Origin of the sequence: Methylobacterium sp. 17Sr1-1 (assembly GCF_003173775.1) — a bacterium.
Lineage (GTDB): Bacteria > Pseudomonadota > Alphaproteobacteria > Rhizobiales > Beijerinckiaceae > Methylobacterium.
In genome coordinates this window covers 2,377,917-2,401,460 of the sequence record NZ_CP029552.1, presented here as the reverse complement: position 1 = coordinate 2,401,460, position 23,544 = coordinate 2,377,917, and the positions used below count along the sequence as shown (strand labels likewise).

The 23,544-nt window shown below is 73.0% G+C and carries 23 protein-coding genes; 15 read left to right on the top strand and 8 right to left on the bottom strand.

The window, feature by feature from the left end; genetic code table 11:
* The first annotated feature begins 28 nt into the window (after nt 1–28).
* Nucleotides 29–1,879: a DEAD/DEAH box helicase family protein gene (locus tag DK412_RS10855; RefSeq protein ID WP_109971967.1), complete on the top strand. Its 1,851-nt coding sequence runs from the start codon at nt 29–31 to the stop codon at nt 1,877–1,879.
* 235 nt (nt 1,880–2,114) lie between these two features.
* Here DK412_RS10855 and DK412_RS10850 read toward each other — a convergent pair whose 3' ends face one another.
* The 3 genes from DK412_RS10850 to DK412_RS10840 form a co-directional block, all read right to left on the bottom strand.
* Nucleotides 2,115–3,599: a heme biosynthesis HemY N-terminal domain-containing protein gene (locus DK412_RS10850; protein ID WP_109971966.1), complete on the bottom strand. Its 1,485-nt coding sequence runs from the start codon at nt 3,597–3,599 to the stop codon at nt 2,115–2,117.
* Between the two features lie 147 nt (nt 3,600–3,746).
* Nucleotides 3,747–6,119: a hypothetical protein gene (locus DK412_RS10845; RefSeq protein WP_109971965.1), complete on the bottom strand. Its 2,373-nt coding sequence runs from the start codon at nt 6,117–6,119 to the stop codon at nt 3,747–3,749.
* Between the two features lie 121 nt (nt 6,120–6,240).
* Nucleotides 6,241–7,026: a uroporphyrinogen-III synthase gene (locus tag DK412_RS10840; protein WP_245447568.1), complete on the bottom strand. Its 786-nt coding sequence runs from the start codon at nt 7,024–7,026 to the stop codon at nt 6,241–6,243.
* A 133-nt stretch (nt 7,027–7,159) separates the two neighbouring features.
* On the opposite strand from DK412_RS10840, the gene tsaD reads away from it, so the two are divergent.
* From tsaD to DK412_RS10825, 3 genes are read left to right on the top strand one after another with little or no spacing between them, the layout of a single operon-like run.
* Nucleotides 7,160–8,281, top strand: a complete 1,122-nt coding sequence (gene tsaD / locus DK412_RS10835) for a tRNA (adenosine(37)-N6)-threonylcarbamoyltransferase complex transferase subunit TsaD (protein WP_245447565.1) — start codon at nt 7,160–7,162, stop codon at nt 8,279–8,281.
* Nucleotides 8,278–9,162: a GNAT family N-acetyltransferase gene (locus tag DK412_RS10830; protein WP_109971963.1), complete on the top strand. Its 885-nt coding sequence runs from the start codon at nt 8,278–8,280 to the stop codon at nt 9,160–9,162. Before tsaD ends, DK412_RS10830 begins: the two co-directional genes overlap by 4 nt.
* The gene (locus DK412_RS10825) at nt 9,159–10,154 is read left to right on the top strand and encodes an NAD(P)H-dependent glycerol-3-phosphate dehydrogenase (protein WP_109971962.1); all 996 of its coding nucleotides are present in this window, start codon (nt 9,159–9,161) and stop codon (nt 10,152–10,154) included. Before DK412_RS10830 ends, DK412_RS10825 begins: the two co-directional genes overlap by 4 nt.
* A gap of 161 nt (nt 10,155–10,315) precedes the next feature.
* On the opposite strand, the gene DK412_RS10820 is transcribed toward DK412_RS10825, so the two are convergent.
* On the bottom strand, nt 10,316–11,992 hold the full coding sequence (locus DK412_RS10820; RefSeq protein WP_109971961.1) for a formate--tetrahydrofolate ligase: 1,677 nt from the start codon (nt 11,990–11,992) through the stop codon (nt 10,316–10,318).
* A gap of 275 nt (nt 11,993–12,267) precedes the next feature.
* Here DK412_RS10820 and DK412_RS10815 point away from each other — a divergent pair, with 275 nt between their 5' ends.
* The 3 genes from DK412_RS10815 to DK412_RS30140 all read left to right on the top strand — a co-directional run bounded on the left by DK412_RS10815 (nt 12,268) and on the right by DK412_RS30140 (nt 13,882).
* Nucleotides 12,268–12,606, top strand: coding sequence for a hypothetical protein (locus DK412_RS10815; RefSeq protein ID WP_109971960.1), 339 nt, complete (start codon nt 12,268–12,270; stop codon nt 12,604–12,606).
* A 262-nt stretch (nt 12,607–12,868) separates the two neighbouring features.
* Nucleotides 12,869–13,099: a hypothetical protein gene (locus DK412_RS10810; protein WP_109971959.1), complete on the top strand. Its 231-nt coding sequence runs from the start codon at nt 12,869–12,871 to the stop codon at nt 13,097–13,099.
* 180 nt (nt 13,100–13,279) lie between these two features.
* Nucleotides 13,280–13,882, top strand: a complete 603-nt coding sequence (locus DK412_RS30140; RefSeq protein WP_162596173.1) for a hypothetical protein — start codon at nt 13,280–13,282, stop codon at nt 13,880–13,882.
* 10 nt (nt 13,883–13,892) lie between these two features.
* Here the strand turns inward: DK412_RS30140 and DK412_RS10795 are convergent, their stop codons facing one another.
* The 4 genes from DK412_RS10795 to dgcN all read right to left on the bottom strand — a co-directional run bounded on the left by DK412_RS10795 (nt 13,893) and on the right by dgcN (nt 16,697).
* The gene (locus DK412_RS10795) at nt 13,893–14,174 is read right to left on the bottom strand and encodes a hypothetical protein (protein ID WP_109971957.1); all 282 of its coding nucleotides are present in this window, start codon (nt 14,172–14,174) and stop codon (nt 13,893–13,895) included.
* A 111-nt stretch (nt 14,175–14,285) separates the two neighbouring features.
* Nucleotides 14,286–14,603: an EthD family reductase gene (locus DK412_RS10790; protein ID WP_109971956.1), complete on the bottom strand. Its 318-nt coding sequence runs from the start codon at nt 14,601–14,603 to the stop codon at nt 14,286–14,288.
* A gap of 106 nt (nt 14,604–14,709) precedes the next feature.
* Entirely contained in the window at nt 14,710–15,690 is a 981-nt protein-coding gene (dgcA, locus tag DK412_RS10785; RefSeq protein ID WP_109971955.1) for an N-acetyl-D-Glu racemase DgcA, read from the bottom strand.
* The gene (gene dgcN / locus DK412_RS10780) at nt 15,687–16,697 is read right to left on the bottom strand and encodes an N-acetyltransferase DgcN (protein WP_109971954.1); all 1,011 of its coding nucleotides are present in this window, start codon (nt 16,695–16,697) and stop codon (nt 15,687–15,689) included. Before dgcN ends, dgcA begins: the two co-directional genes overlap by 4 nt.
* A gap of 313 nt (nt 16,698–17,010) precedes the next feature.
* Here dgcN and DK412_RS10775 point away from each other — a divergent pair, with 313 nt between their 5' ends.
* The 8 genes from DK412_RS10775 to DK412_RS10740 all read left to right on the top strand — a co-directional run bounded on the left by DK412_RS10775 (nt 17,011) and on the right by DK412_RS10740 (nt 23,533).
* Entirely contained in the window at nt 17,011–17,940 is a 930-nt protein-coding gene (locus DK412_RS10775; protein ID WP_109971953.1) for an amino acid ABC transporter substrate-binding protein, read from the top strand.
* A gap of 184 nt (nt 17,941–18,124) precedes the next feature.
* Nucleotides 18,125–18,844, top strand: a complete 720-nt coding sequence (locus DK412_RS10770; RefSeq protein WP_109971952.1) for an amino acid ABC transporter permease — start codon at nt 18,125–18,127, stop codon at nt 18,842–18,844.
* A 28-nt stretch (nt 18,845–18,872) separates the two neighbouring features.
* Nucleotides 18,873–19,565: an ABC transporter permease subunit gene (locus DK412_RS10765; RefSeq protein WP_093567525.1), complete on the top strand. Its 693-nt coding sequence runs from the start codon at nt 18,873–18,875 to the stop codon at nt 19,563–19,565.
* A 143-nt stretch (nt 19,566–19,708) separates the two neighbouring features.
* Complete coding sequence (locus tag DK412_RS10760) at nt 19,709–20,437, top strand: amino acid ABC transporter ATP-binding protein (protein WP_109975188.1); 729 nt, start codon at nt 19,709–19,711, stop codon at nt 20,435–20,437.
* Nucleotides 20,438–20,605: 168 nt separating this feature from the next.
* Nucleotides 20,606–21,187 carry a sigma-70 family RNA polymerase sigma factor gene (locus tag DK412_RS10755; RefSeq protein ID WP_109971951.1) on the top strand — a complete coding sequence of 194 codons (582 nt, stop codon included), beginning with the start codon at nt 20,606–20,608 and terminating at the stop codon, nt 21,185–21,187.
* A gap of 29 nt (nt 21,188–21,216) precedes the next feature.
* Nucleotides 21,217–21,996, top strand: a complete 780-nt coding sequence (locus tag DK412_RS10750; RefSeq protein WP_109971950.1) for a zf-HC2 domain-containing protein — start codon at nt 21,217–21,219, stop codon at nt 21,994–21,996.
* Nucleotides 21,997–22,030: 34 nt separating this feature from the next.
* Nucleotides 22,031–22,741 (top strand): Bax inhibitor-1/YccA family protein, encoded by a 711-nt coding sequence (locus DK412_RS10745; protein ID WP_099954738.1) that lies wholly within the window; start codon nt 22,031–22,033, stop codon nt 22,739–22,741.
* A gap of 156 nt (nt 22,742–22,897) precedes the next feature.
* On the top strand, nt 22,898–23,533 hold the full coding sequence (locus DK412_RS10740) for an aminodeoxychorismate/anthranilate synthase component II (protein ID WP_109971949.1): 636 nt from the start codon (nt 22,898–22,900) through the stop codon (nt 23,531–23,533).
* Nucleotides 23,534–23,544 lie beyond the last annotated feature (11 nt).

The window sequence follows — 23,544 nt, the reverse complement described above, 5'->3', positions numbered from 1 at the left end:
CGGGGATGGTTCGCGATTCCCTCCACCCGTGAGCGCCCCGTCCCGCCCCCTGCGCAGCCACCAGCGCAGCCTGTCCGAACTCGTGGGCGCGCTCGCCCGCGGCGAGGCGACGGGCATCACCGACATCCTGGCGGCGGTGACGCCCGGCGGCGGCAAGTCGCTGCTGCCGGTCATCGCGGCATCGAAGCTGATCGCGGCGGGCCTCGTCGACCGGGTGGTCTGGATCGTGCCGCGGGATTCCCTCCGGCTCCAGGCCGAGGAGGCCTTCGCCGATCCGGCCTGGCGGGCGGCTTTGGGCCACGCCCTCTCGGTGCGGGCGGCCGACAACTCGCCCGATCCGAGCCGGGGGCTGGCCGGCTACGTCACCACCTACCAGGCGGTGGCGGCGGCCCCCGCCCTGCACCTTTCCGAGATGCGGCGCCACCGCACCCTCCTCGTCGTCGACGAGGTCCACCACCTGCCGGCCATCGCCGACGGCGAGGCGGGGAGCGAGGCCGCGGCCTGGAGCAGCGCCCTGCTGCCGCTGTTCCGCGAGGCGAGCGTGCGCCTCCTCCTCTCCGGCACCCTGGAGCGGGCGGACGGCCGGCGCATCCTGTGGCTGCCCTACCGGACGGAGGGCGGCGCCCCGGTGCCGGACATCGAGGCCCCGGGCTGGGCCGTGATCGGCTATTCCCGCGCCGAGGCCCTCGCCGAGAAGGCGGTGCTGCCGGTCAATTTCGGGGCACTGGACGGCGAGGCGAGCTGGCTCGAGGGCGGGCGCACCAGCGGCCAGGCCCGGGTCGGCCCGCACCGGCTCTCGGGCTCGGGCCCGAGCGCGACGACGCGGCCGGCCCTGTTCACGGCGCTCCGCACCGGCTTCGCCCGCGACCTGTTGCGCGAGGCGTTCTTCGCCACCCGCCGTGTGCGGGCCGAGCGCCGGCGCAAGCGCGGCCTCAGCGCCACCGAGGCGGTCCGGGGCCTCGGCAAGCTCCTCGTCGTCGCCCCCGATCAGGCGAGCGCGCAGAGCTACCACGCCATGATCCAGGCCTGGATGCCGGAGGAGCAGGCGCGCCGCGACGTGCGCATCGCCACCTCGGCCGAGGCCGACGCCCATGCGGCGCTCGCCGCCTTCCGGCTCACGCCCGAGCCCGCCGTGCTGGTGACGGTGGCGATGGCCTATGAGGGGCTGGACGCGCCCGAGGTCGCGGTGGTGGCGGCCCTCACCCATATCCGCTCGCGGCCCTGGCTGGAGCAGATGATCGCCCGGGCGACCCGGGTCGATCCCCATGCGGGCGACTACGCCGACCAGCACGCCCTGGTCTTCCACCCCGACGACCCGCTCTTCGCGCAGTTCCGCGCCCGCATCGAGACCGAGCAGGCGACCGCGACCCGGCCGCGCAAGCGCCCGACGGGGGCCGCCTCGCCCGAGCCGCGGCCGCTGGCGCGCGAGACCGACGAGGGCATCGTGCCGCTGGAGAGCAACGCGCTCGGCCTGCGCTACGCGATGCTGCGGCCCGGCCCCTCGGTGGCGATGGCCCGACCGGAGGCACAGCGGGAGGCCGGGCAGCCCGGCACCGATGCGGGCCCGGTCCCGCCCTCGCGGGTCGAGCGGGCGCTCCGCGCCCGCGTCGCCGCCATGGTCACGGCGCAGGCGGTCGAGGACGAGGCCGAGCTGCGGCTGCCCCGCGGCGCGTCGCTCGCCCACCGCTACAATGCGGTGCTCAAGCGCCTCTTCAACAACAAGAGCCGCGCCGCGATGACGGCGGAGGAGCTGGAGGCGGCCCTCGCCTGGCTGGAGCGCAACCGGCTCCAGGACCACCTGCACCTGCTCGACGGCGACACGCGCTACGCCTGGAGCGTGCGGCGGCGCTGGGCGGGGGCGGAGAGGCGGCCGGGCTGAGCCTGCTTGAGCGGGCGGACCGAACTGAAACCCGCCTCGTCATCCCGGGCCCGCGCAGCGGAACCCGGGATCCATAACCGCCGACGGTGCAGGATAAGGCGGGAAGCGTTCCGACCTCTTCTGAGACGTCGGCGGCTATGGATCCCGGGTTCTCGCCTGCGGCGAGCCCCGGGATGACGTCGAGAGATGTGACGACCGGTGTCGTGCCGGTCCCGACTGTCCGGTCGTGTGGGCTTCAGCGCCCCGGCCCGACCACCTCCGGCACCTTCACCGGCACCGGCACCACCGGCGGGGTCACCGTGCCCGGCGGGATCGTGCCGACTGTGGCGGTGCCGTTCTTCGCGGCCGCTCCGCCGTTGAGCGAGCCCGGATTGTGCGTGGTGGCGGCCGCGGCGGGCTCGGGCTCGTGGGCGGGGCCGGAATGGGCGCGGCCCAGCAGGTCCGGCGGGGTCTGCCAGACGAAGGCGTCGAGGCGCCCGCTGACCGGGGAGATCGGCGCCCAACGGTCGGTGACGAGGCCGTCGGCGCACCAGGCCGGGTCGCGCGGGGCGCGGGTCGCCCGCGCCTGCCACTCGCGGGCCTTGCCGGACTGGGCGCCGTGCTCGGCCTCCTCGATCTCGGCCATCAGCTGGTAGGCATGCGCGGTCGGCTGGTCGGCGAGCAGCGGCGCCAGCACGTCGCGGGCGCGGCTGAACTCCCGGGCGTCGATCGCCGCGCGGGCGATGGCGAAGCGCGATTCCGGGTGCCAGGATGAGATCCGGGCCAGGGTCTCGGCGCGGGCGAGCCGGTCGCGGCTCGAATCGCCGGTGCGCAGGTCGAGATAGACTCGGGCGAGGTCCGGATGCGGGTTGGCACGCCAGGCCGCCTCGACCACCTTGGCGCCGCGCTTGAGGTCGCCGCGGCGGGCGAAGAGGCGGCCGGCCACGGCGGCGGCGGGCACCAGATCGGGGGCGAGCTTCACCGCCTCCCGGGCCTGCGCCAGGGCGCGCTCGGGGTCGCCCGCCTCGAGGTCGAGGGCGCTGGCTGTCAGCAGCACCGCGCGCTGGCGCCGCATCGCCGCCTTGTCGGAGAGGCCCAGGGCCGCGCGGCGCGAGACGGTGTCGAGGGCGCCCGACCAGTCGCGGTCGGCGCACTGGCTCTCCATCACCGCCTCGTTGGCCCAGGTCACGCTCGGGGCGAGGCGGGCGGCCTCGATCGCGTAGGCGCGGGCGGTGGTCTCGTCGTCCTGGCGCCGGGCCTCGACGAACAGGCCGCGCAGGCCGAGCACCCGGGTCTCGGGATCGTCGACCATGCGCTGGAAGGCGCGCTCGGCCCCGGCGCGGTCGCCGGAGATCTGAGCGGCCTGCGCGGTCAGCAGCAGGGCGAGCGGCTCGGGGCCGAGCAGGCGCTCGGCCTCGCCGGCGTGGCGGCGCGCCGCGATCGGATCGCCCGAGCCCACCGCCACCATGCCGCGCGAGAGCGCGTTGTAGCCCCGGGCCTGGCGCCGGCGACGGCTCGACAGGGTCAGCCGCTCGGGCAGGTTCAGGATGCCGCGGGCGAAGGCCCAGACGAAGCCGAGCACCACCGCCAGCACCATGACGCCGACGAGCGCGGCCGCGAGGCTGGTCGCCAGCTCATAGCCGCCCCAGGTCACGGTGACCACGCCGGGCCGGTCGGCGAGCCAGACCGCCCCGTAGGCGGCGAGGGCGAGGAGAGCCAGGAAGGCGAGTGCGCGCCACATCGGTCGATCAACTCCAGAAAGCCGCGCTGCCGCACCGGGCGCGCGAGGGGGCGTCGAGCGAGCCCCGGGATGTCACGGCGGCCGCCGTGGCGGCCGCACCGGAAACGGGCGCCGCTCCCATCCCGGAGGATGGAAGCGGGCGGAGCCTCAGCGGGTCGCCGGGCCCTGGAGGGCCGCGAAGGAGGCGGCGAGCCGCGCCCGGGCGGCCTCGCCGGCCGCCGCGCGGGCCTTCAGGCGCTTGCCGAAGTCGCCGGCCTCCTGACGGGCCTGCTCCGGCAGGGCGTCGAAGGCTTGCGCCGCCTCCGCCACCGCGCCGCGGGACAGGGCGTCCTGGATCTTGGCGACGCCCGCCTCGGTCGGGTCGGCGGCGGGGCTCGGCGCCGGGGCTGCCCCCTCGCTCCCGACCTTGCGCACCGAGACGATCGACTCGGCCATGCTGCTCAGTTTGTCGGTGATGCTGCCGCGCTCGGCCACCGCCCGCTGCCGGGCGGCGAGGGCCGCCGCGTTCAGCTTCGCGGCGACGGGCTGGAAGCTCTGGGCGAGCGCCGCCGCGGTCGGCGCGCCGCTCTGGGCGAAGGGCTCCAGCGGCGCCAGCGCCCCGGCCTGGCCGGGGTCGAGCTGCTTGAGCGTCGCGAGCGCGTCGGCGTAGGGGGCGCCGGTGGCGAGCGCGCTGGCGATCCGGTCGGACGCCACCACCCGGAGCGCCGCCTGGACGCTGCTCGCCTCGGCTCGTCCCTCCACCGCCTTGGCGAGGTCGGCCAGGCGCTGGTCTACGGTCTTGGTGCGGGCCTCGACGGATTGCTGGAGCGCGTCGAAGCGCTGGTCGGCGGCCTTGGCCCGGCCGTCAAGGGACTGGCGCAGCTCGTCGAGGCGCTGGCCGAGCGCCTTGCCGGCCTGCTCGTCGGCCGCCGCGCGGGTGCCGAGATCGGCCTGGAGCGCCTTCAGCCCCTTGTCGAGCCCGTCGATGCGCTGGCGCAGGCCCGCATCGCCCCCCGCGCGACCCTGGAGGTCGGCGAGCTGCTTCTCGATGCCCTGGAGGCGGGCCGGATCGATGCCCGCGGCGGCGGGCGGGGTCGCGGGCTGGCTCGGGACCTGGGCCGCGGGCACCGCCTGTGCGGGGGCCGCGGCGGGCGCGGCCTCCGCCTTGCGCAGGGCCTCGTCGGCGCGCTGCCCCGCACTCTTGGCCGCGGCGTCGGCGGCGCGCACCGCGTCCGGCAGCGGGCGCAGGGTCGATTCGAGCGAGCCGATGCGGCGGTCGAGGGCCTGGACGCTGTCGCGCGGCGCGAGGTCAGCCAGGCGCTGCTCCAGCGGCACGGTGCCGGCCGCATCGGTCTCGGGTGCCGCCGGCTTCGGCAGGTTGATGCCGTAGGCCGGGCCGTAGGTGGTCACGCCGTAGAGCAGGCCCGCCCCGACCACGCCGCCGAGGAGCGAGGCGGCGAGCAGCGAGCCGAATCCGGCGCCGGACTTGCTACCGGGGTTGGCGTTTGACTTGGCCTGCGGCGCCGTGGCTGCGGCCGGGATCGCGCTCGTCGTCCGTGTGGCCTCGGGCTTCGGTGCGTCCTTCGGCGGCGTCGTGCCGGTCCCGCTCGCCTGCGGGCCCGTCTTGGGCACCGCCGAGAGCGTCGCGCCGGCCGGGCTGGCCGGGTTCGGGCGCGAGCCCGCCGAGGCGGCCCCCGCCGTCGCGCCGGTGCCGGCCGCGGGCGACTTCGTGTCCAGGGGTTTCGAGTCGATGGGCTTCGAATCGAGGGGCTTCGCGTCCAGGGGCTTGCCCGATTCCGACGGCGTGCCGCCGGGAATGCCGGTCGCCGGCGCGCCGGGCTTCGCATCGCCCGGCTTTACATCGCCCGGCTTGGCGTCGCCGACCTTGAGCGGACCGCTGCCGGGGCCGGTGACGACGGTGCCGGTCGCGGGCTTCGGGGCGCCGCCCGCGGCGGACGGAGTCGTGGACGCGGCCGAAGCGGGACCCGTCGCGGAAGACGGCGTGCCGGGCTTGCCGTCCCCCGGCTTGGTCTCGCCCGGCTTCGCATCGGTCGGCTTGTTATCTGCGGGCTTGGCCTCGCCCGGCTTCGCGGGCGTGGTCGCCGTCGCACCAACGGTGGGCGTAGCGGAGCCCGCGGGCACAAAGCCGGCCGGCTTCGGCGCCGAGGCGCCGAGCGGCGCGGCCGGGCCGGACGCGGCACCGGTCGGGCCGGGCTTCGGGGCGTCGGCCGGCTTCACCTCGGGTGCCTTCGGCGGCTCGCCCGGCTTCACGGCCGCGGTCGCGGGAGCGGTCGTGCCGGGCTTCGGCGTCTCGGTCTTGGCGGCGTCCGGCTTGAACGCATCCTTGGCCGCGTCGGCCGGCTTGGCGGGCCCGGTGCTGCCCGGCCCGGTCTTGCCCGGCTCGGACTTGCCCGGCTCAGTCTTGGGCGCGTCGGGCACGCGGGTGGCCTTCAGGTCGATGATCGGCCCATCCGCCGGGTTGCCGCCGCGCCCGCCCGGGCGGTTGCGCGAATCCTTCTGGTCCTTGTCGGAGGGGGTCACGGCCGAAGATCCTCACCTGTGGGTCCGGGCCGGGGCGCGCCGGACGGCGGCCTGATCGGCGCGGCGTGAGCGCGACCGCGGGGCAGGATCCCGCCCGGGCCGCGCATGGGTTGATCGTCCCTTAGCATCGCTCCCGGCCCGGGCGAAGGGCCGCCGACGCCTCTGCGTCACTGTCCTGTCGAATGGGGTGCAGGCCGGCCAGCAGGGCCTCCTCGTCCGGCCGCGTCGCGACGACATGGGACAGGATCCCCGCCGCGACCAGAGGTGCGGCCACGTCCGCCGACAGGCAATGATGCGCCACGCGCGAAAAGGCCTCCTCGCGCCCCGCCGCCCGGGCGAGGCCGAGCGCCGTCGCGGCGCTGCGCCGGGAATAGTGCAGGGCCGCGTCGAGGCCGTCATGGCCGAGCGCCTCCGCCACCGGCTCCGGCAGGGCCGGCAAGGCCCGCGCCGCGTAGGCGACCCAGACCGTGAGCCGGTAGCCGCGGGCGGCCAGCGTGTCGCCCGGCTCGTCCTTGCGCTCGCGCCCGGCGGCGTGAAGGAGCCGCGCGCCCCGCGGCAGCGACCGGCCAATCAGGTCGGCGAGGGCGAGGGCGTCGCCCCCCGCCTCGTGGACGGGCGCGAGCCCCGCCGCCCGGGCGGCCTCCGCCGTGCGGGCGCCGACGCAGTAGGCCGGCAGCATGGCGAGGGGAGAGCCGGCCAGGGCCGGCACCGCGCTCGCGCTGGTCAGGACCAGGGCGTCGAACGGGCCCGCCGGGGCCGGCGCGCCGCTGGGCGCGAGATCGAGGACGGGGGCGACGAGCGGCCGGTGGCCGAGGGCCGCGACGCGTGCGGCCGTGCGCGCCCCGGCCGGCAGCGGCCGCGCGACCCAGACCCTGAGGGCGGTCCCGCACGCCGTCGCCGGCGTCACGCACCCTCCCCTCATGCGCCCTCCCTCATGCATCCGACCCCTTTGCCGACCTGGCGCCGGCGGGTTATCTGGAGGGCACCATACCGGCCGCCGCGCGGCGTGCCAGCCCCCCTCGCGAGACCATGCCCACACCATGAACGTCCTCGGGATCGAGACCACCTGCGACGAGACCGCGGCCGCGATCGTGACGGTGGAGGAGGACGGGCGCGGCGCGATCCGCTCCAACGAGGTGCTGAGCCAGATCGCCGAGCACGCCGCCTATGGGGGCGTGGTGCCGGAGATTGCCGCCCGCGCCCATGTCGAAGTGCTGGACCGGCTCGTCGCCCGGGCGCTCGACACGGCCGGCATGCGGCTGTCCGACCTCGACGGCATCGCGGTCGCGGCGGGGCCGGGGCTGATCGGCGGCGTGCTGGTCGGGCTCGTCACCGGCAAGACCCTGGCGCTGGTCTCGCGGAAGCCGCTCATCGCCGTCAACCACCTCGAGGCCCACGCCCTCACCGCCCGGCTCACCGACGGCCTCGCCTTCCCCTACCTGCTGCTGCTGGCCTCCGGCGGCCACACCCAGCTCGTGGCGGTCAAGGGCGTCGGCGAGTACGTGCGCCTCGGCGGCACCATCGACGACGCCATCGGCGAGGCCTTCGACAAGGTGGCGAAGCTCTTAGGGCTGTCCTATCCGGGCGGGCCGGAGGTCGAGCGTGCCGCCGAGGGCGGCAACCCGGAGCGCTTCGCCCTGCCGCGGCCGATGCTCGGCCGGCGCGAGCCGAATTTTTCGTTGTCGGGCCTCAAGACCGCCCTGCGGATCGAGGCCGAGCGCATCGCGCCCCTCACCAACCAGGACGTCGCCGACCTCTGCGCCAGCTTCCAGGCGGCGGTGGTCGACGTGGTAGTCGACCGGGTGCGGGTGGCGTTGCGCGATTTCGGCGCCGTCGCCGGCCATCCGACCGCGCTGGTGGCGGCCGGCGGCGTCGCGGCGAACGGCGCCCTGCGTCGCGCCCTCGCCCATCAGGCCGGCGAGGCCGGGCTGCCCCTCGTCGCCCCGCCCCTGCCGCTCTGCGGCGACAACGGCGCGATGATCGCCTGGGCCGGCATCGAGCGCCTGCGCCTCGGCCTCACCGACGACATCACCGCGCCGGCCCGGCCGCGCTGGCCCTTCGCCCAAGCCAAGGATCTTGCCAAGGATCTTGCCAAAGATCCTGCGAAGGACATGGCCAAGGATCCTGCCAAGGACTCCGCCCAGGCCGAGACCGCCGGATGACCCCCGCGGAGGCCGAGGCGCAGCAGCGCCGCTGGCGGGCCCTCGTCGACGAGCGCCTGCCCGAGGCGGCGGCCGCGCACCCGGACTGGCCGGTCTCGCGCAACCACTGCTTCGCCCGCATCCTGCTCGACAATGCCTGCGGCGGGCCCTGGCGCGAGAGCGTCGCCCCGCCCGCCTGGGCCAACATGCCGCCCGAGCGTCTGGCGGTCGCCCTCGGCCTCGGCGAGGCGGTGCTGGCCGGTCGGCAGGACCTCGCGGTGCTCAACCACCGCTCGCTGCTGTGGCGGCGCAAGGTCCGGCGGCCGCCGCCGCCCGCACGCCTGCCCGGCGACGATTTCACCTTGAGGCGCTGGCAGCTCGCCGACGACGAACCCTTCGCGGCGCTCTGCGCCGACCCGGAGGTGATGCGGTTCTTCCCCGCGCCCAAGACCGCCCGCGAGAGCCAGGCCGAGGCCCGGGCGCTGGCCCGGCGCTTCGACGAGGACGGGTTCGGCCCCTGGGTGGTCGAGGCGTCGGAGGGCTTCGTCGGCTTCGTCGGCTGCTGGCGCCCGGCCCGGCCGCTGCCCCTCGGACCCCTGATCGGTCAGGAGACGGGTCTCGTCGAGATCGGCTGGCGCCTCGCCTGGCCCGCCTGGGGCCGGGGCTTCGCGGTGCGCGGCGCCCGCCTGGCGCTCGCCGACGTCTTCTCCCGCTGCGCGATTCCCGAGGTCGTCGCCTACACCGCCGACGTGAACGCGCCGTCGCGCCGGGTGATGGAGCGCCTGGGCATGAGCGAGGTCGGTGGGTTCGCGCATCCGGGGCTGCCGGAGGGGCACGAACTCCGGCCGCACCGGCTGTACCGGTTGGTGGCGGCGGATTTCATGACAGGACAGCCAGAATGACCGCCATCGGCCCGGTCGCGGTCCTGGGCGGCGGCGCCTGGGGCACCGCTCTCGCCAACGCCGCCGCGGCGGCGGCGGAGCGGCCGGTGGTTCTGTGGATGCGCGACGCCGCGAGCGCCGCCGCCATGGCCCGCAGCCGCGAGAATGCCCGCCACCTCCCCGGCGTGGCGCTGCATCCGGGCGTGCGCCCGACCGCGTCCGCGGCGGACCTCGCCGCGGCCGAGGCGGTGCTGGTGGTGACGCCGGCCCAAACCCTGCGCGGCGTGCTGGGGATCCTGCATCCGCACCTGAAGCCGGACGCCGCCCTGGTCCTGTGCGCCAAGGGCATCGAGCGCGCCACCCACGCCTTCCTCACCGACGTCGCCGCCGCGGCCGCGCCGGGGGCCCCGATCGCGGTCCTGTCGGGCCCGAGCTTCGCGGCGGACGTCGCCCGCGGGCTGCCGACCGCCGTGACGCTGGCGAGCCGCGACGGCGCGCTGGCGGCGCGGCTCGCCGCCGCCCTCTCGGGGCCGAGCTTCCGGGTCTATCACGGCAGCGACCCGCGCGGGGTCGAGATCGGCGGGGCGGCCAAGAACGTGCTCGCCATCGCCTGCGGGGCGGCGATCGGCCGGGGCCTCGGCGAGAGCGCGCGGGCGGCCCTGGTCGCCCGCAGCTTCGCCGAACTGATGCGTTTCGCCCGCGCCTGGGACGCCCGGCCCGAGACCCTGATGGGCCTCTCCGGCCTCGGCGACCTCGTGCTCAGCGCCGCCTCGGCGCAGTCGCGCAACTTCGCCTTCGGCGAGCGGCTGGGACGGGGGGCGAGCCTGGAGGACGCCGCCGGCGGCAAGCTCGCCGAAGGCGCCCTCACCGCGCAGGGGCTCGTGGCGCTTGCCCGAGAGCGGGGCGTCGAGATGCCGGTGGCCGAGGCGGTGGCCGGGCTGCTCTCCGGGACGCTCAGCCTCGACGCGGCGATCGCGGACCTGCTCGGCCGGCCCCTGCGGGCCGAGATCTGAGCGGGCCGGACACTCATAGCCTCGCGCCCTGCCCTCGCGCCTCGGCATCGACACGTCGATGCCGAGGCGTCCGGCGCATCAGCGCCGACGCCCGTTCGGGCTCGCCTTGCGCCTCCGAACGGATCCGTTCGAAGGCGCGGCGGTAGCGGAGGTCTTCGGGCTCAGAACAGCCCCTCGATGCGTCCCTCGGGGTCGAGGTGGATGCCTTCCGCCGCCGGCACCTTCGGCAGGCCCGGCATGGTCATGATCTCCCCGCAGATCGCCACCACGAAGCCGGCCCCGGCCGAGAGGCGCACGTCGCGCACCGCCACCACGTGGCCGCTCGGCGCGCCCATCAGGGTCGGGTCGGTCGAGAACGAGTACTGGGTCTTGGCCATGCAGACCGGAAGGCCGCCGTGGCCGGCCTGCTCGAACGCCGCGAGCTTCCCCGCCGCCTTCGATTCCACCTGGATGTCGGCGGCGCCGTAGAGCGTCTGCGCCACCGTGCGGATCTTGTCCTCGAGCGGCATCGCGTCCGGGTAGACGAAGCGCGGCGCGGAAGCCGGGCCGGCATCGGCGAGGTTGGCGACGGCGTGGGCCAGGCCCTCGGCCCCGGCGCCGCCCTCGGCCCAGTGCCGGCAGGTGATCGCCTCGACGTCGAGGCGGTCGCGGCAGAGCGCCTTGAGGGCCGCGTGCTCGGCCTCCGTATCGGCGTGGAAGTGGTTGACCGCCACCACCACCGGCGCGCCGAAGCGGCGCACGTTCTCGACGTGGCGGGCAAGGTTGGCAAAACCCCGCTCCAGGGCCGGGACGTTCTCCGCGCCGAGCTCGGACTTGGCGACGCCGCCATGCATCTTGAGGGCGCGCACGGTGGCGACGATCACCACCGCGGAGGGGCTCAACCCCGCCTGCCGGCACTTGATGTCGAAGAATTTTTCCGCCCCGAGATCGGCGCCGAAGCCGGCCTCCGTCACCACGTAGTCGCCGAGCCTGAGGCCCGCCCGGGTCGCGATCACCGAGTTGCAGCCATGGGCGATGTTGGCGAAGGGGCCGCCATGGATCAGGGCCGGGCTGCCCTCGAGGGTCTGGACGAGGTTCGGCTGCAGCGCGTCCTTCAGCAGCACCGTCATCGCGCCGGTGGCCTTGAGGTCGGCGAGCGTCACGGGCCTGCGGTCGCGGGTCTCCGCCACGACGATCCGACCGAGGCGGGCCTCGAGGTCGGGAAGGTCGCGGGCGAGGCAGAACACCGCCATCACCTCGGAGGCCACCGTGATGTCGAATCCGTCCTCGCGCGGGTAGCCGTTCGCGACGCCGCCGAGGCTCTGGGTGATGCTGCGCAGGGCCCGGTCGTTCATGTCGACGACGCGCCGGAACGCCACCCGGCGCAGGTCGATGCCGAGCGGGTTGCCCCAGTAGACGTGGTTGTCGATCAGCGCCGCCGCGAGGCTGTGGGCCGAGGTGATGGCGTGGAAATCGCCGGTGAAATGGAGGTTGATCGCCTCCATCGGCACCACCTGCGCCTTTCCGCCGCCGGCCGCCCCGCCCTTCTGGCCGAAGCAGGGCCCGAGCGAGGGCTCGCGCAGGCAGATCACCGTCTTGCGGCCGATGCGGTTGAGGGCGTCGCCGAGGCCTACCGTGGTGGTGGTCTTGCCCTCGCCGGCCGGGGTCGGGCTGATCGCCGTCACCAGGATCAGCTTGCCCTCCGGTCGCGCGTCGAGGCTCCGGATATGGGCGTGGTCGATCTTGGCGATATGCCGGCCGTAGGGGTGCAGGGCCTCGTCGGGGATGCCGAGGCGCTCCGCAATCGCGGTGATCGGCTGCAGGGTGGCTGCGCGGGCGATCTCGATATCGGTCGGCATTGGGTCCCGATCGTTGTTCTGGAGCCGTGAGGGGGGCGGCTTGACGTGGCCAGGATTCTAGGCGGAGGCCGCCCTTGTCGAAAAGATCAAATCGCTTGAGCAGGATGCTCAGAAAAATTGAAGCCCCCCGCGCGGGTTGCGAACAGGATCGGGGTCCGCGCAAGGGCCGTCGCGGGGGCCGTTAGGCATGTCGGCAGATCGGCCGCTCCGGTCGGCAAACGCTTCACGATTGCCGCCCAGAGTGGCGCCGTCGTCGGGGTGAGCGGGGGAACGGGATGGCCTTCTGGCTGCGGGCCGGGCTGGTGATCGGCGCGATCTACTACCTGTCGCCGCTGCGCCTCGGCGAGGCGCCCGCCCCCGCCCGGACGGCACAGGCGACTCCAGTGCTCAAGGACGCTGCGCTCGGGCAGATCGCCGGGCCGGTCCTCGACGCGCTGCCCGGCGAGATGCGCGCCCGGGTGATCGAGGCCGCCGTGGCGGAGGCCGGGCGCGCCCTGGGGACGGGCCTGCGCTCCACTCTCCTGGAGGCGGGCCGGTCGCCCTCCCGCGACACCCTGACGGTCCACGACCGGCAGCCCGCCTGGCGCGGTGCCGCCGAGCGGGAGATCCATTGATGCCCCCGCGCGGTCCCGGGACGAATCGACAACCCTCGGGTGGCAAGCAGCCAGCGACATAGTCCTTTACTGGGCAAATTACTAGACCGAAAGGCTTATGCCTCGCCGCATGTCGCAAGCGGAACTTTGGCCGGCTCCCTCCGTTTCTGAACTGTGAACTAACAAGTGGTCATCGCAATTGCTGTGCGGCCTCCGCCTGGCGACCGGCAAAGCGGTGATTTTTCTTATCCGTGTCATGTTAGCACTTCGAGTCCGATCAGCCGTGCCGCGCTACTTCTTCGATATCATGGACTCGACACGGAGCGTGCCGGACGAGGCCGGGCTCGATTGCCGCGACCTCGGCGAGGCGCACAGCCAGGCGCGGATCCTGATCGCCGATGCGATGAACGGCCCGGAGGCGACGCGGATCGACTGGCGCGCCTGGCGCGTCGAGGTACGCGACGAGGCGCGGGACCTGGTCTTCACCGTGCCCTTCCCGCCCCGCTGCGACTGAGCCCTCGCGGAGCTCCCCTCGCTGTCTATCCCCAGGACGGCTCGCCTTCCCGGAATACAGGGGCTAACATCTGACAGCTCCATCCCTATACTCAATGGGAGTTCTGTGGGTCCGGCTACCCCTGGTGGCGGGATGCGACGGGTCGGAGCGCGTCTTCGGCCGCGCCGGGAAGGCCATTCGATGTTCGAGACCGAGGAGGAAGTTCCGGTCGGCCGCGTGGTCGAGACCCTGGAGATCCTTCTGCGTGCGCCACCCTTCCTGCGCTCGCCGAAGCTCGCGCGCTTCCTGCGCTTCGTCGTGGAGGAGGAACTGGCCGGGCACGGCGCGACCATCAAGGCCTATACCATCGCCACCCAGGCCCTCGGCCGGAACCCCGACTTCGACCCGAGCCTCGATCCCAGCGTGCGCGTCGAGGCCGGGCGCCTGCGGCGGGCGCTGGACGACGCCTATGCCCAGCACCCGGAGGGGCTGGACGTGCGCATCACCGTGCCGGTCGGCGGCTACCGGCCCCGGTTCGGCTTCACGGATGCGGCGGTGTCCGCCCCGGAGGACCCCGTCGAGGCGGAGCCCGGGGTGCCGCCCCCGCCGGTGGTGCAAGACTGGGCCGCAACGGAGGCGCCCCGCCCCGCGGTGGCCGGGTTCGGCCCCCGCGCCCAGGCGACCGTCATCGCGCTGCTCGCCGGCATCCTGCTGGTGCTCTGCATCGATCTCGGGCTGACCGTGAGCGCCCGCCTCGCCTCCGGCCCCGTGGTCCCGCGCGACGTCGCCGTGCGGGGCCGGTGATGCCGGACCCTCAGGTCCAGCGCGTCGCGAAGCGGGCGAGGTCCGCGGCGCTGCCGAAGGCGACGACACCCAGGGTGCGGGTCTCCTCCGGCCAGCCTGGGAACGGCGCGTAGGTCACCTCGCGCCGGCTGAACGCGGTACTCGGCGCCTCCGTCGCGGCCCAGTCCCGCACCTCCGACGCGAGCGCGTCGGGGTCGTCCGGCGCGACCAGCCCGGACCGCTCGCGCAGGGCCAGGACGTAGGGGCCGAGATCCGGGTGCTGCTCGCGCAGGACCTTGACGATGTCGATCATCGTTCGAGCATTTTCGAAGAAGGGGATGCCGGCTCGGCGCAGACGACGCAGCGGGATTGATGGTCTGGAGCCGTGTTCGATCGTAGGGCGATCGAACACGGCTCCACAGCCTCAGAAGCTCTGCGGCTCGTTGATCTGCACGACCGGCTGGCCCTTGAAGAAGTTCGGGATGTCCCCGAAGATCTCCTTGCCGTGGGCCGCGCCCGCCTGCTTGAAATCGTCGAGGGAGCGGAAGGTTAGGAGCGCGATCACCTGGAACGGCGCCGGGCTGCCGTCGGGCGTGCCGCTCGCCCTGACCACCTCGGCCTTCTCCAGGCCCATCGGGGACCAGCGCTCGCGCACCAGCGGCATATGGTGCTTGAGGTAGTAATCGAGGTCGAAGGACTGGGCGTCGGCGCCGCCCGGATACATCACGCTGACCAGGATCATGGCGTTCTCGTCTCTCCCGGAGGCGGGACCCGTTCCCGGTCCCTGGCCGTCAGAGAGCACCCTTTGCCGGCCCGGCGCAAGCGCGCCGGGCCTGCCCAAAGGTCGCTCATCCCCAAAGCGCCGGCTCCGGCGGGTGGATCAGGCTGCCCTCGAACGACAATCCGGGCTCGCGGTCGCGGGCCAGCAGCAGCGGGCCGTCGAGGTCGACGAAGTCGGCGAAGCCGGAGAGCAGCATCGCCGGCGCCATGGCGAGCGACGTGCCGAGCATGCAGCCGACCATGATCGACAGCCCCCGCGCCTTCGCGGCTTCCGCCAGCCGCAACGCCTCGGTGAGGCCGCCGGCCTTGTCGAGCTTGATGTTGATTGCGTCGTAGCGATCCCTGAGGGCGTCGAGGTCGACGTCGCCGTGCAGGCTCTCGTCGGCGCAGATCGGGATCGGCCGGGCGATCCGGGCGAGCAGCCCGTCGTCGCCCGCCGGCAAGGGCTGCTCGATCAGCTCGACGCCGGCCGCCGCGCAGGCCGCGAGGTTGGCCTCCAGCGTCTCGGCCGACCACGCCTCGTTGGCGTCGACCACGAGGCGCGAAGCCGGCGCGCCCCGTCGCACCGCCGCGATCCGCTCCGGGTCGCCGGCGCCGCCGAGCTTCACCTTCAGGAGCGGGCGGGCCGCCGCCACATGGGCCGCCGCCGCCATCTCCTCGGGGCTGCCGAGGCTCAGCGTGTAGCAGGTCGTGACCGGCACCGGCGCCGGGATCCCGGCGAGCGCGTGGGCGGGCCGTCCGGCGCGTTTGGCCTCGAAATCCCACAGGGCGCAATCGAGGGCGTTGCGGGCGGCGCCCGCCGGCATCCGGCCGGCGAGCTCCCGCCGGGTGAGGCCGGAGGCCAGCGCCTCGGCCTGCCGGTCGATCAGGTCGCGCACGCCCTCCACGGTCTCGCCGTAGCGGGCATAAGGAACGCACTCGCCCCGGCCGGTGACGGTGCCGTCGGTGACCGTGGCGGTCACCACCACGGCCTCCGTCCGGCTGCCGCGCGAGATGGTGAAGGTGCCGGCGATCGGCCAGCGCTCAACGGCGGTCGCGAGCCGGATCACGCCGGGAACTCCGACACGAGGCGGTCGACCAGCCCCTCGACCCCGAACCGCACCGGATCGGTCGCCGGCAGGCCGTGCTCGGCGGCGAGCGTGTCGAGGAGCGCCCGCGCCTCCCCCTCCGCCAGGGCCTGGGTGTTGACCGCGATGCCGGCCGGCCGGATGTCCGGGTTGGTGAGCCGGCCGAGCTGCACCGTGAGGTCGATCACCTGCTGAATGGTCGGCAGCGGGTGCTTGACCCCGCGCATCGTCGTGCGGGTCGGCTCGTGGCAGACCACGAAGGCGTCGGCCTGCGCCCCGTGCAGCAGGCCGAGGCTGACGCCGGCGAAGCTCGGGTGGAACAGCGAGCCCTGGCCCTCGATCAGGTCCCAGTGGTTCGGCGCGGCGGCCGGCGCGATCCACTCGACGGCGCCGGAGATGAAGTCGGCCACCACCGCGTCGATGGCGACGCCGCGGCCGGAGATGAACACCCCGGTCTGGCCGGTGGCGCGGAAATCGGCGTCGAGGCCGCGGTCCCGCATGCCCTTCTCGAGCGCCAGAACGGTGTACTTCTTGCCCACCGAGCAGTCGGTGCCGACGGTGAGGAGCCGCCGGCCCGGACGCCGCGTGCCCTTGCCGGTGTCGAAGCGCTGGTCGGAATGGCGCACGTCGTGGAGCTGGCGCCCGTGGCGGGAGGCGGCCTCGGCGATCTCCGGCACCGAGCCGAGGCGGGTGTGCAGGCCGCTCGCCACGTCGAGACCGGCCTCCAGCGCCGCGACGATGGTGGCGACCCAGTGCGGCGGCAGCACGCCGCCGGCATTGACCACGCCGACGATCAGCGTGCGGGCGCCCTTGGCGACGCCGTCCGCGATCGTCAGGTCCGGGATGCCGAGATCGGCGGCGCAACCGGGCAGGCGCAGTTGCCCGACGCACCATTCGGGCCGCCAGTCGACGATGCCGTAGGCGGTCTTGGCGGCGAGCCGGTCGGGCACGTCGCCGAGGAACATCAGGTAGGGGGTGGCGATCTGCATCGGTCTCGTCGGTCCGTCGTCGCGGGGGCGTCACGGGTGCCGGGCAAGAGTCGAGCCGCGAAGGCCCTCGTCCTCGGCGGCGGCATCGTCGCGCGGGCGGCTCCAGGGTGCAACAGCCCGTCGCGAAGGACTGCCAGGACGACGCCATGCCGGAGAGCGGCCACGGTTGGCCCGCGCCTTGCCAGGGCGAAGCGGGCACAACCTCCAGCCTGCGCAATTCGGCCCCGTCCGGGCGCCCCGTTCATCCCCAGGCCAGCCCTTGACGCCAACAACGCCGTGACGGACTAGGTCTGTGCCCAAAAGGAGAGCACGAATGCGTTTGAGAAGCCTGCTTCCTGTCCTGCTCGCCGGCCTGGCGGCCTCCGCCGGCGCCGCTTCGGCCCAAGGTACCGCCTCTGCACAAGACCTGACCGGGACGCTGAAGAAGATCAAGGAGACCGGGCAGATCACGCTGGGCACCCGCGACGCGTCGGTGCCGTTCTCCTACCTCGACAACAACCAGAAGCCGGTCGGCTTCGCGATGGACATCTGCTACAAGATCGTCGACGCGGTGAAGTCCGAGCTGAAGCTCGACAAGCTCGAGGTCAAGCTCAACCCGGTGACCTCGGCGACGCGCATCCCGCTGATCGCCAACGGCACCGTGGATCTCGAGTGCGGCTCGACCACCAACAACGCCGACCGGCAGAAGCAGGTCGCCTTCACCAACACCCACTTCCTCACCGCCAACCGCTTCGTCACCAAGAAGTCGAGCGGCCTGACGAAGTTCGAGGACCTGAAGGGCAAGACCGTCGTGTCGACCTCGGGCACCACGAACATCAAGATGATCAACGAGTACAATGCCGAGAAGAAGCTCGGCATCACGATCCTGCCGGCCAAGGACCACGCCGAGGCGTTCCTGATGGTCGAGACCGGTCGCGCCGCCGCCTTCGTGATGGACGACGTGCTGCTCGCCTCGCTCGCCGCCGGCTCGAAGGAGCCGGGCGCCTACGTGATCTCGACCGACGCCCTGTCGAAGCCCGAGCCCTACGGCATCATGCTGCGCAAGGACGACGCGCCGTTCAAGAAGGTCGCGGACGCCGCCACCGCCGCCTTCTACAAGAGCCCCGAGGCTAAAGTGACCTACGACAAGTGGTTCATGAAGCCGATTCCGCCGCGGGACATCAACCTGAACCTGCCGATGAGCGACGCGCTGAAGAGCGCCTTCGCCAAGCCGAGCGACAGCCCGGACCCGGCCGCCTACTGACCTGACGCCGGGCGCCGCCCCGATCACGGGGCGGCGCCTCCCCGAATCCTCGTCCCCCGGCACTTTTTCCCTGTGCCTCGACCGCGCCCACCCTCGCCCGGGCCGGAAAACCGTATACCATCGCCGCAGAGATCGCCTCGACCAAGCCGAACAGACTCGGCCGAACGCACCCGGAAGACAGGGCATGAACTACAACTGGAACTGGGGCATCTTCTTCGAGGCGTCGCCCGAGGGGACCGGCACCTACGCCGACATGCTGCTGTCGGGTCTGGTCTGGACCATCGTCACGGCGCTCTGCGCCTGGGTCATCGCCTTCGCGGTCGGCTCGGTGATCGGCGTGCTGCGCACCCTGCCGAGCCGCGGCGCGCAAGCTGTCGGCAACGCCTATGTCGAGCTCTTCCGCAACATCCCGCTCCTCGTGCAGATGTTCCTGTGGTTCTTCGTGCTGCCCGAGGTGCTGCCGGAATCCTGGGGCACCTGGCTGAAGCAGCTGCCGAACGCGCCGTTCTACACCGCGGTGGTCTGCCTCGGCTTCTTCACCGCCTCGCGCGTCGCCGAGCAGGTGCGGGCCGGCATCCAGGCCCTGCCGCGGGGCCAGCGCATGGCCGGCACGGCGCTCGGGCTCACCACCGCCCAGACCTACCGCTACGTGCTCCTGCCCAACGCCTACCGCATCATCCTGCCGCCGCTGACCTCCGAGTTCCTCAACAACCTGAAGAACACGTCGGTGGCGCTGACCATCGGGCTCCTGGAGCTGACCGCCCGGGCTCGCGCGATGCAGGAATTCTCGTTCCAGGTCTTCGAGGCCTTCACCGCCGCGACGATCATCTACATCCTCATCAACCTGCTGGTGGTGACCGCTGCCGGGCTGATCGAGCGCCGCGTCGCGGTGCCGGGCCGCTGATCCCCTCAAGCTCGGGCAAGATCCTGCGATGTTCTCGAATTTCGACTTCGGCGTCATCCTCAATTCCTGGCGCTACCTGTTCTTCGACGGGATGACGTTCACGCTGACGCTGACCGCCTTGGCGGCGGTCGGCGGCGTGATCCTCGGCACGCTGATCGCCATGATGCGGCTCTCCGGCCTGCCGGTGCTGCCGCAGGTCGCCAAGGCCTACGTCAACTTCATGCGCTCGCTGCCGCTGGTGCTGGTGATCTTCTGGTTCTACTTCCTGGTGCCGTATATCGGGCAGTGGATCATCGGGGCCGAGCGGCCGATCCAGGTCGGCGCCTTCTCGTCCTCGCTCATCACCTTCACGCTGTTCGAGGCGGCCTACTTCTCCGAGATCATGCGGGCGGGCATCCAGTCGATCCCGAAGGGACAGGCGGCGGCGGCCTCCGCGCTCGGCCTCACCTACTGGCAATCGATGAGCAACGTCATCCTGCCCCAGGCCTTCCGCAACATGCTGCCGGTGCTGCTGACCCAGACCATCGTGCTGTTCCAGGACACCTCGCTGGTCTACGTCCTCTCGATCACCGACTTCCTCGGCGCGGCGTCCAAGGTGGCGCAGCGCGACGGCCGCCTCGTCGAGATGTACCTGTTCGCGGCGGTCGTCTACTTCGCCGTCTGCTTCATCGCCTCGCTCCTGGTGCGCCGCCTGCAGCGCCGGGTCGCCATCATCCGATAGGGTTTGCCGCCATGACCTCTTCCGCGATGCCGCCCGTCAGCCCCGCGTCGGAGCCGCAGGCCACGTCCGCGGCGGCGCCGGCCTCCGGCCCCGTCGGCACCCTGCTCACCGATCCGCCGCCGGTGGCGGCGACCGGCGCGCCGATGATCACCATCGAGGGCGTCTCGAAGTGGTACGGCGACTTCCAGGTGCTGACGGACTGCACCACGGCGATCCGCAAGGGCGAGGTGGTGGTGGTCTGCGGCCCCTCGGGCTCCGGCAAGTCGACGCTGATCAAGTGCGTCAACGCCCTCGAGCCGTTCCAGAAGGGCCAGATCACCGTCGACGGGACGCAGATCGCCAACAAGAAGACCAACCTGCCCAAGCTCCGCTCGCGGGTCGGCATGGTGTTCCAGCACTTCGAGCTCTTTCCGCACCTGTCGATCACCGACAACCTGAACCTCGCCCAGCGCAAGGTGCTCGGCCGGTCGAAGGACGAGGCGCAGGCCAAGGGCCTCGCTCTCCTGGAGCGGGTCGGCCTCAAGGCCCACGCCCACAAGTATCCGGGCCAGCTCTCCGGCGGCCAGCAGCAGCGCGTCGCCATCGCCCGGGCGCTCGCCATGAACCCGATCGTGATGCTGTTCGACGAGCCGACCTCGGCGCTGGACCCCGAGATGGTCGGCGAGGTGCTGGACGTGATGGTCGAGCTCGCCCGCGAGGGCATGACCATGATGGTCGTGACCCACGAGATGGGCTTCGCCCGCAAGGTCGCGCACCGGGTGATCTTCATGGACAAGGGCGAGATCGTCGAGGACGCGCAGAAGGAGGACTTCTTCGGCAGCCCCCGCAGCGAGCGCGCCCAGACCTTCCTGTCGCGGATCCTGTCGCACTGAGCCGACACCCGATCCGGATGTGAGCGAGGGGCCCCGTTGCGGGCCCCTCGTCGTTCCGGCCCTCCCTCCCCTCGCGATCACGCGGATGTGAACGGGCGCGACGCGGTGAGGGCACCGCGCGGCGGAACGCGGAGGGATTAGGAACCGGCCGCCGGACGTTTACCCGGTATGATGCTTCGCAAGCGCCCCGACGTCCTCGACCTTCTGGTGCCGCTCCGGCGCTACGCCCGGTCCCTGACGCGCGATCCCGCGCAGGCCGACGACCTCGTGCACGACACCCTCGTGCGCGCCCTCGAGCGCCAGGGCACCCTGCGCCCGGGGACCAACCTGCGCACCTGGCTGATGACGGTGCTGCACAACGCCTTCATCGACGACCAGCGCCGCCGGAAGGTCGAGGCGCGCTACGCCGACGCCCTCGGCCACATCGTCGAGGAGGCGACGCCGCCGGCGCAAGAAGGGCACGTGCGCCTCGCCCAGGTGCGCGAGGCGTTCCAGCGCCTGCCGGCGGAGCAGCGCGAGGCCCTGCACCTCGTGACCATTGAAGGGCTGGCCTACCAGGAGGCCGCCGACGTGCTCGGCATCCCGATCGGCACGCTGATGTCGCGCCTCGGGCGGGCCCGGGCCGCCCTGCGCACCATCGAGAGCGGCGCCGGCTCGCGCCTGCCGGCCCCGGAGGACGCGCCGGAGCGACCGCGCCTGCGCGTGGTCCAAGGTAGCCTCCAAGACGGCAACACCGCGAGGGCGTCGTGATGCGTGGCGAGCAGTCACCGGAGGCGACCATGGATCCGATCACCGAGGCCGACCTGAACGCCTATATCGACGGCCAGCTCGATCTCGGCCGACGGATCGAGGTCGAGGAGCACCTGGCGGCGCGGCCGGAGGTGGCGGCCCGGGTGATGGCCGACCTCCACACCCGCGATGCGCTGCGCGCCGCGTTCGGGCCGGTCGAGGGCGTGGCCGTGCGGCCCGGCCCGGCCCCCGAGCGCCTCGCTTCCGCGGCCCGCCGCCTCGACCGGGCGCTGACCTGGCGCCGCATCGGCGCGCGGCTCCAGCGCGCCGCGGTGATCGCCATGCTGGTCGGGACCGGCTGGCTCCTTCACAACGAGACCGGCGATTTCGGCGTGCAGAACACCATCGCGTCGACGCACTCGCCGGCCTTCGTCGAGGAGGCGCTCCAGGCCCGCCAGGCCGCCCTGGTCCGCGCCCGGGTGACCTCGCAGCGCCCGACCCCGGCCTATGACCGGCGCGAGGTGGAGGCGGCGACCGGTATCGCCCTGCCCGACCTGCCGTCGGACTGGCGCGTCGACGACATGCAGATCTTCCCCTCGCGCAGCGGTGCGGGCGTCGAGGTCGCGATCGATGCCGGCACCCTCGGCAAGGTCGCGCTCTTCGCCACCCGCAGCGCGGATGCGGAGGCGAGCGCCCCCGCCATCGTCCGCTCGCCGGAGGCCGTCACGGTCTACTGGAAGGTCGGACGCGGCGCCTACGCGCTCAGCGGCTCGGGGAACGAGCCCGATCTCGGCCGCGCCGCCGCCACCCTGGCGGCTTTGCACCACTGACGTCACCCGCCACCATCCCGGAGCACTCTCCCCGATGAACACCCCCTACGCCTGGCAGACCCACGCGGCCCCCGCCGGTGCGGTCTTCGACGAGGGCCTGCGGCGGCACATGCTGCGGGTCTACAACACGATGGGCCTCGGCCTGGCCCTGACCGGCCTGGTCGCCCTCGGCGTGTCCTCGACCCCGGCGCTCTACAAGCCGCTCTTCGGCACGCCGCTGAAATACGTCGTGATGCTGGCGCCCCTCGCCTTCATCATGGTGCTGTCGTTCCGCGCCGACCGGATCTCGGCCGCCACCGCCCACACCCTGTTCTGGACCTTCTGCGGAGTGATGGGGCTGTCGCTGGCCTCGATCTTCCTGGTCTTCACCGGCACCAGCATCGCCCGCACCTTCTTCATCACCGCGGCGATGTTCGGGGCGACGAGCCTCTACGGCTACACCACCAAGCGCGACCTGTCGCGGATGGGCTCGTTCCTGGTGATGGGCCTGATCGGCCTCGTCATCGCCAGCCTGGTCAACATCTTCCTGGCGTCGAGCGCGCTGCAATTCGCCATCTCGCTCATCGGCGTCGTGATCTTCACCGGGCTCACCGCCTACGACACGCAGTCGATCAAGGAGCAATACGCCGAGAACTGGGGCGAGGAAGCCAATTCCAAGCTCGCGGTGTTCGGGGCCCTGTCGCTCTACCTGAACTTCATCAACCTGTTCCAGATGCTGCTGAGCCTCACCGGCGAGCGGGAATAGCAGACTCCCTCCACCACGGACGGACCCTCGACTTCACCCGCCTGTCCCGCAAGGGATGGGCGGGTTTTTCATGTCGCCCTGGGCCGGAGGCGGCGCGAACTGCCCCTTGACCTCCCGCCGCCCCAAGCCCCACACCGCGCGGCTAAGAGGCGCCCCATGTCCGACATCCTGGTCATCGACAACTACGATTCCTTCACCTGGAACCTCGTCCACTTGATCGGCCCGCTCGCCGGTTCGGTCGAGGTGGTGCGCAACGACGCGATCACCGTCGAGGAGATCCGCCGCCGCGCGCCCGACGCCCTGGTGCTCTCGCCCGGGCCCTGCACGCCGAGCGAGGCGGGCGTATGCCTCGACGTGGTGCGGGATTTGAGCGACGAGATCCCGATGCTCGGCGTCTGCCTCGGCCTCCAGGCGATCGGCCAGGCCTTCGGCGGCGACGTGGTGCGGGCGCCGGCGCCGATGCACGGCAAGGTCTCGCAGGTCCAGCACCGGGCGACCGGGCTGTTTCGCGGCATCAACGGCCCGTTCGCGGCGACGCGCTACCACTCGCTGATCGTCGAGCGGGCGACCTGCCCGCAGGACCTCGTGGTGACGGCGGAGGCCGACGGCCTCATCATGGCGCTGGAGCACGCGGAGCGGCCGGTGCACGGGGTGCAGTTCCACCCCGAGAGCATCCTGTCGCAGCACGGAGAGACCATGGTGCGCAATTTCCTCGACCTCGCCGCGGCCTGGAATGCCAAGGCTCCGAATGTGAAGCCCCGGGGTGACAAGCGCGGCCCAGATGTGCATTGACGGGGTCGGGC

Excerpts from the sequence above, each read along its gene's own strand:
- DK412_RS10850 (WP_109971966.1), bottom strand. The coding sequence starts at position 3,599 with ATGTGGCGCGCACTCGCCTTCCTGGCTCTCCTCGCCCTCGCCGCCTAC.
- tsaD (WP_245447565.1), top strand. The coding sequence starts at position 7,160 with ATGAACGTCCTCGGGATCGAGACCACCTGCGACGAGACCGCGGCCGCG.
- DK412_RS10830 (WP_109971963.1), top strand. The coding sequence starts at position 8,278 with ATGACCCCCGCGGAGGCCGAGGCGCAGCAGCGCCGCTGGCGGGCCCTC.
- DK412_RS10825 (WP_109971962.1), top strand. The coding sequence starts at position 9,159 with ATGACCGCCATCGGCCCGGTCGCGGTCCTGGGCGGCGGCGCCTGGGGC.
- DK412_RS10820 (WP_109971961.1), bottom strand. The coding sequence starts at position 11,992 with ATGCCGACCGATATCGAGATCGCCCGCGCAGCCACCCTGCAGCCGATC.
- DK412_RS10815 (WP_109971960.1), top strand. The coding sequence starts at position 12,268 with ATGGCCTTCTGGCTGCGGGCCGGGCTGGTGATCGGCGCGATCTACTAC.
- DK412_RS30140 (WP_162596173.1), top strand. The coding sequence starts at position 13,280 with ATGTTCGAGACCGAGGAGGAAGTTCCGGTCGGCCGCGTGGTCGAGACC.
- DK412_RS10795 (WP_109971957.1), bottom strand. The coding sequence starts at position 14,174 with ATGATCGACATCGTCAAGGTCCTGCGCGAGCAGCACCCGGATCTCGGC.
- DK412_RS10790 (WP_109971956.1), bottom strand. The coding sequence starts at position 14,603 with ATGATCCTGGTCAGCGTGATGTATCCGGGCGGCGCCGACGCCCAGTCC.
- dgcN (WP_109971954.1), bottom strand. The coding sequence starts at position 16,697 with ATGCAGATCGCCACCCCCTACCTGATGTTCCTCGGCGACGTGCCCGAC.
- DK412_RS10775 (WP_109971953.1), top strand. The coding sequence starts at position 17,011 with ATGCGTTTGAGAAGCCTGCTTCCTGTCCTGCTCGCCGGCCTGGCGGCC.
- DK412_RS10770 (WP_109971952.1), top strand. The coding sequence starts at position 18,125 with ATGAACTACAACTGGAACTGGGGCATCTTCTTCGAGGCGTCGCCCGAG.
- DK412_RS10765 (WP_093567525.1), top strand. The coding sequence starts at position 18,873 with ATGTTCTCGAATTTCGACTTCGGCGTCATCCTCAATTCCTGGCGCTAC.
- DK412_RS10760 (WP_109975188.1), top strand. The coding sequence starts at position 19,709 with ATGATCACCATCGAGGGCGTCTCGAAGTGGTACGGCGACTTCCAGGTG.
- DK412_RS10755 (WP_109971951.1), top strand. The coding sequence starts at position 20,606 with ATGATGCTTCGCAAGCGCCCCGACGTCCTCGACCTTCTGGTGCCGCTC.
- DK412_RS10750 (WP_109971950.1), top strand. The coding sequence starts at position 21,217 with ATGGATCCGATCACCGAGGCCGACCTGAACGCCTATATCGACGGCCAG.
- DK412_RS10745 (WP_099954738.1), top strand. The coding sequence starts at position 22,031 with ATGAACACCCCCTACGCCTGGCAGACCCACGCGGCCCCCGCCGGTGCG.
- DK412_RS10740 (WP_109971949.1), top strand. The coding sequence starts at position 22,898 with ATGTCCGACATCCTGGTCATCGACAACTACGATTCCTTCACCTGGAAC.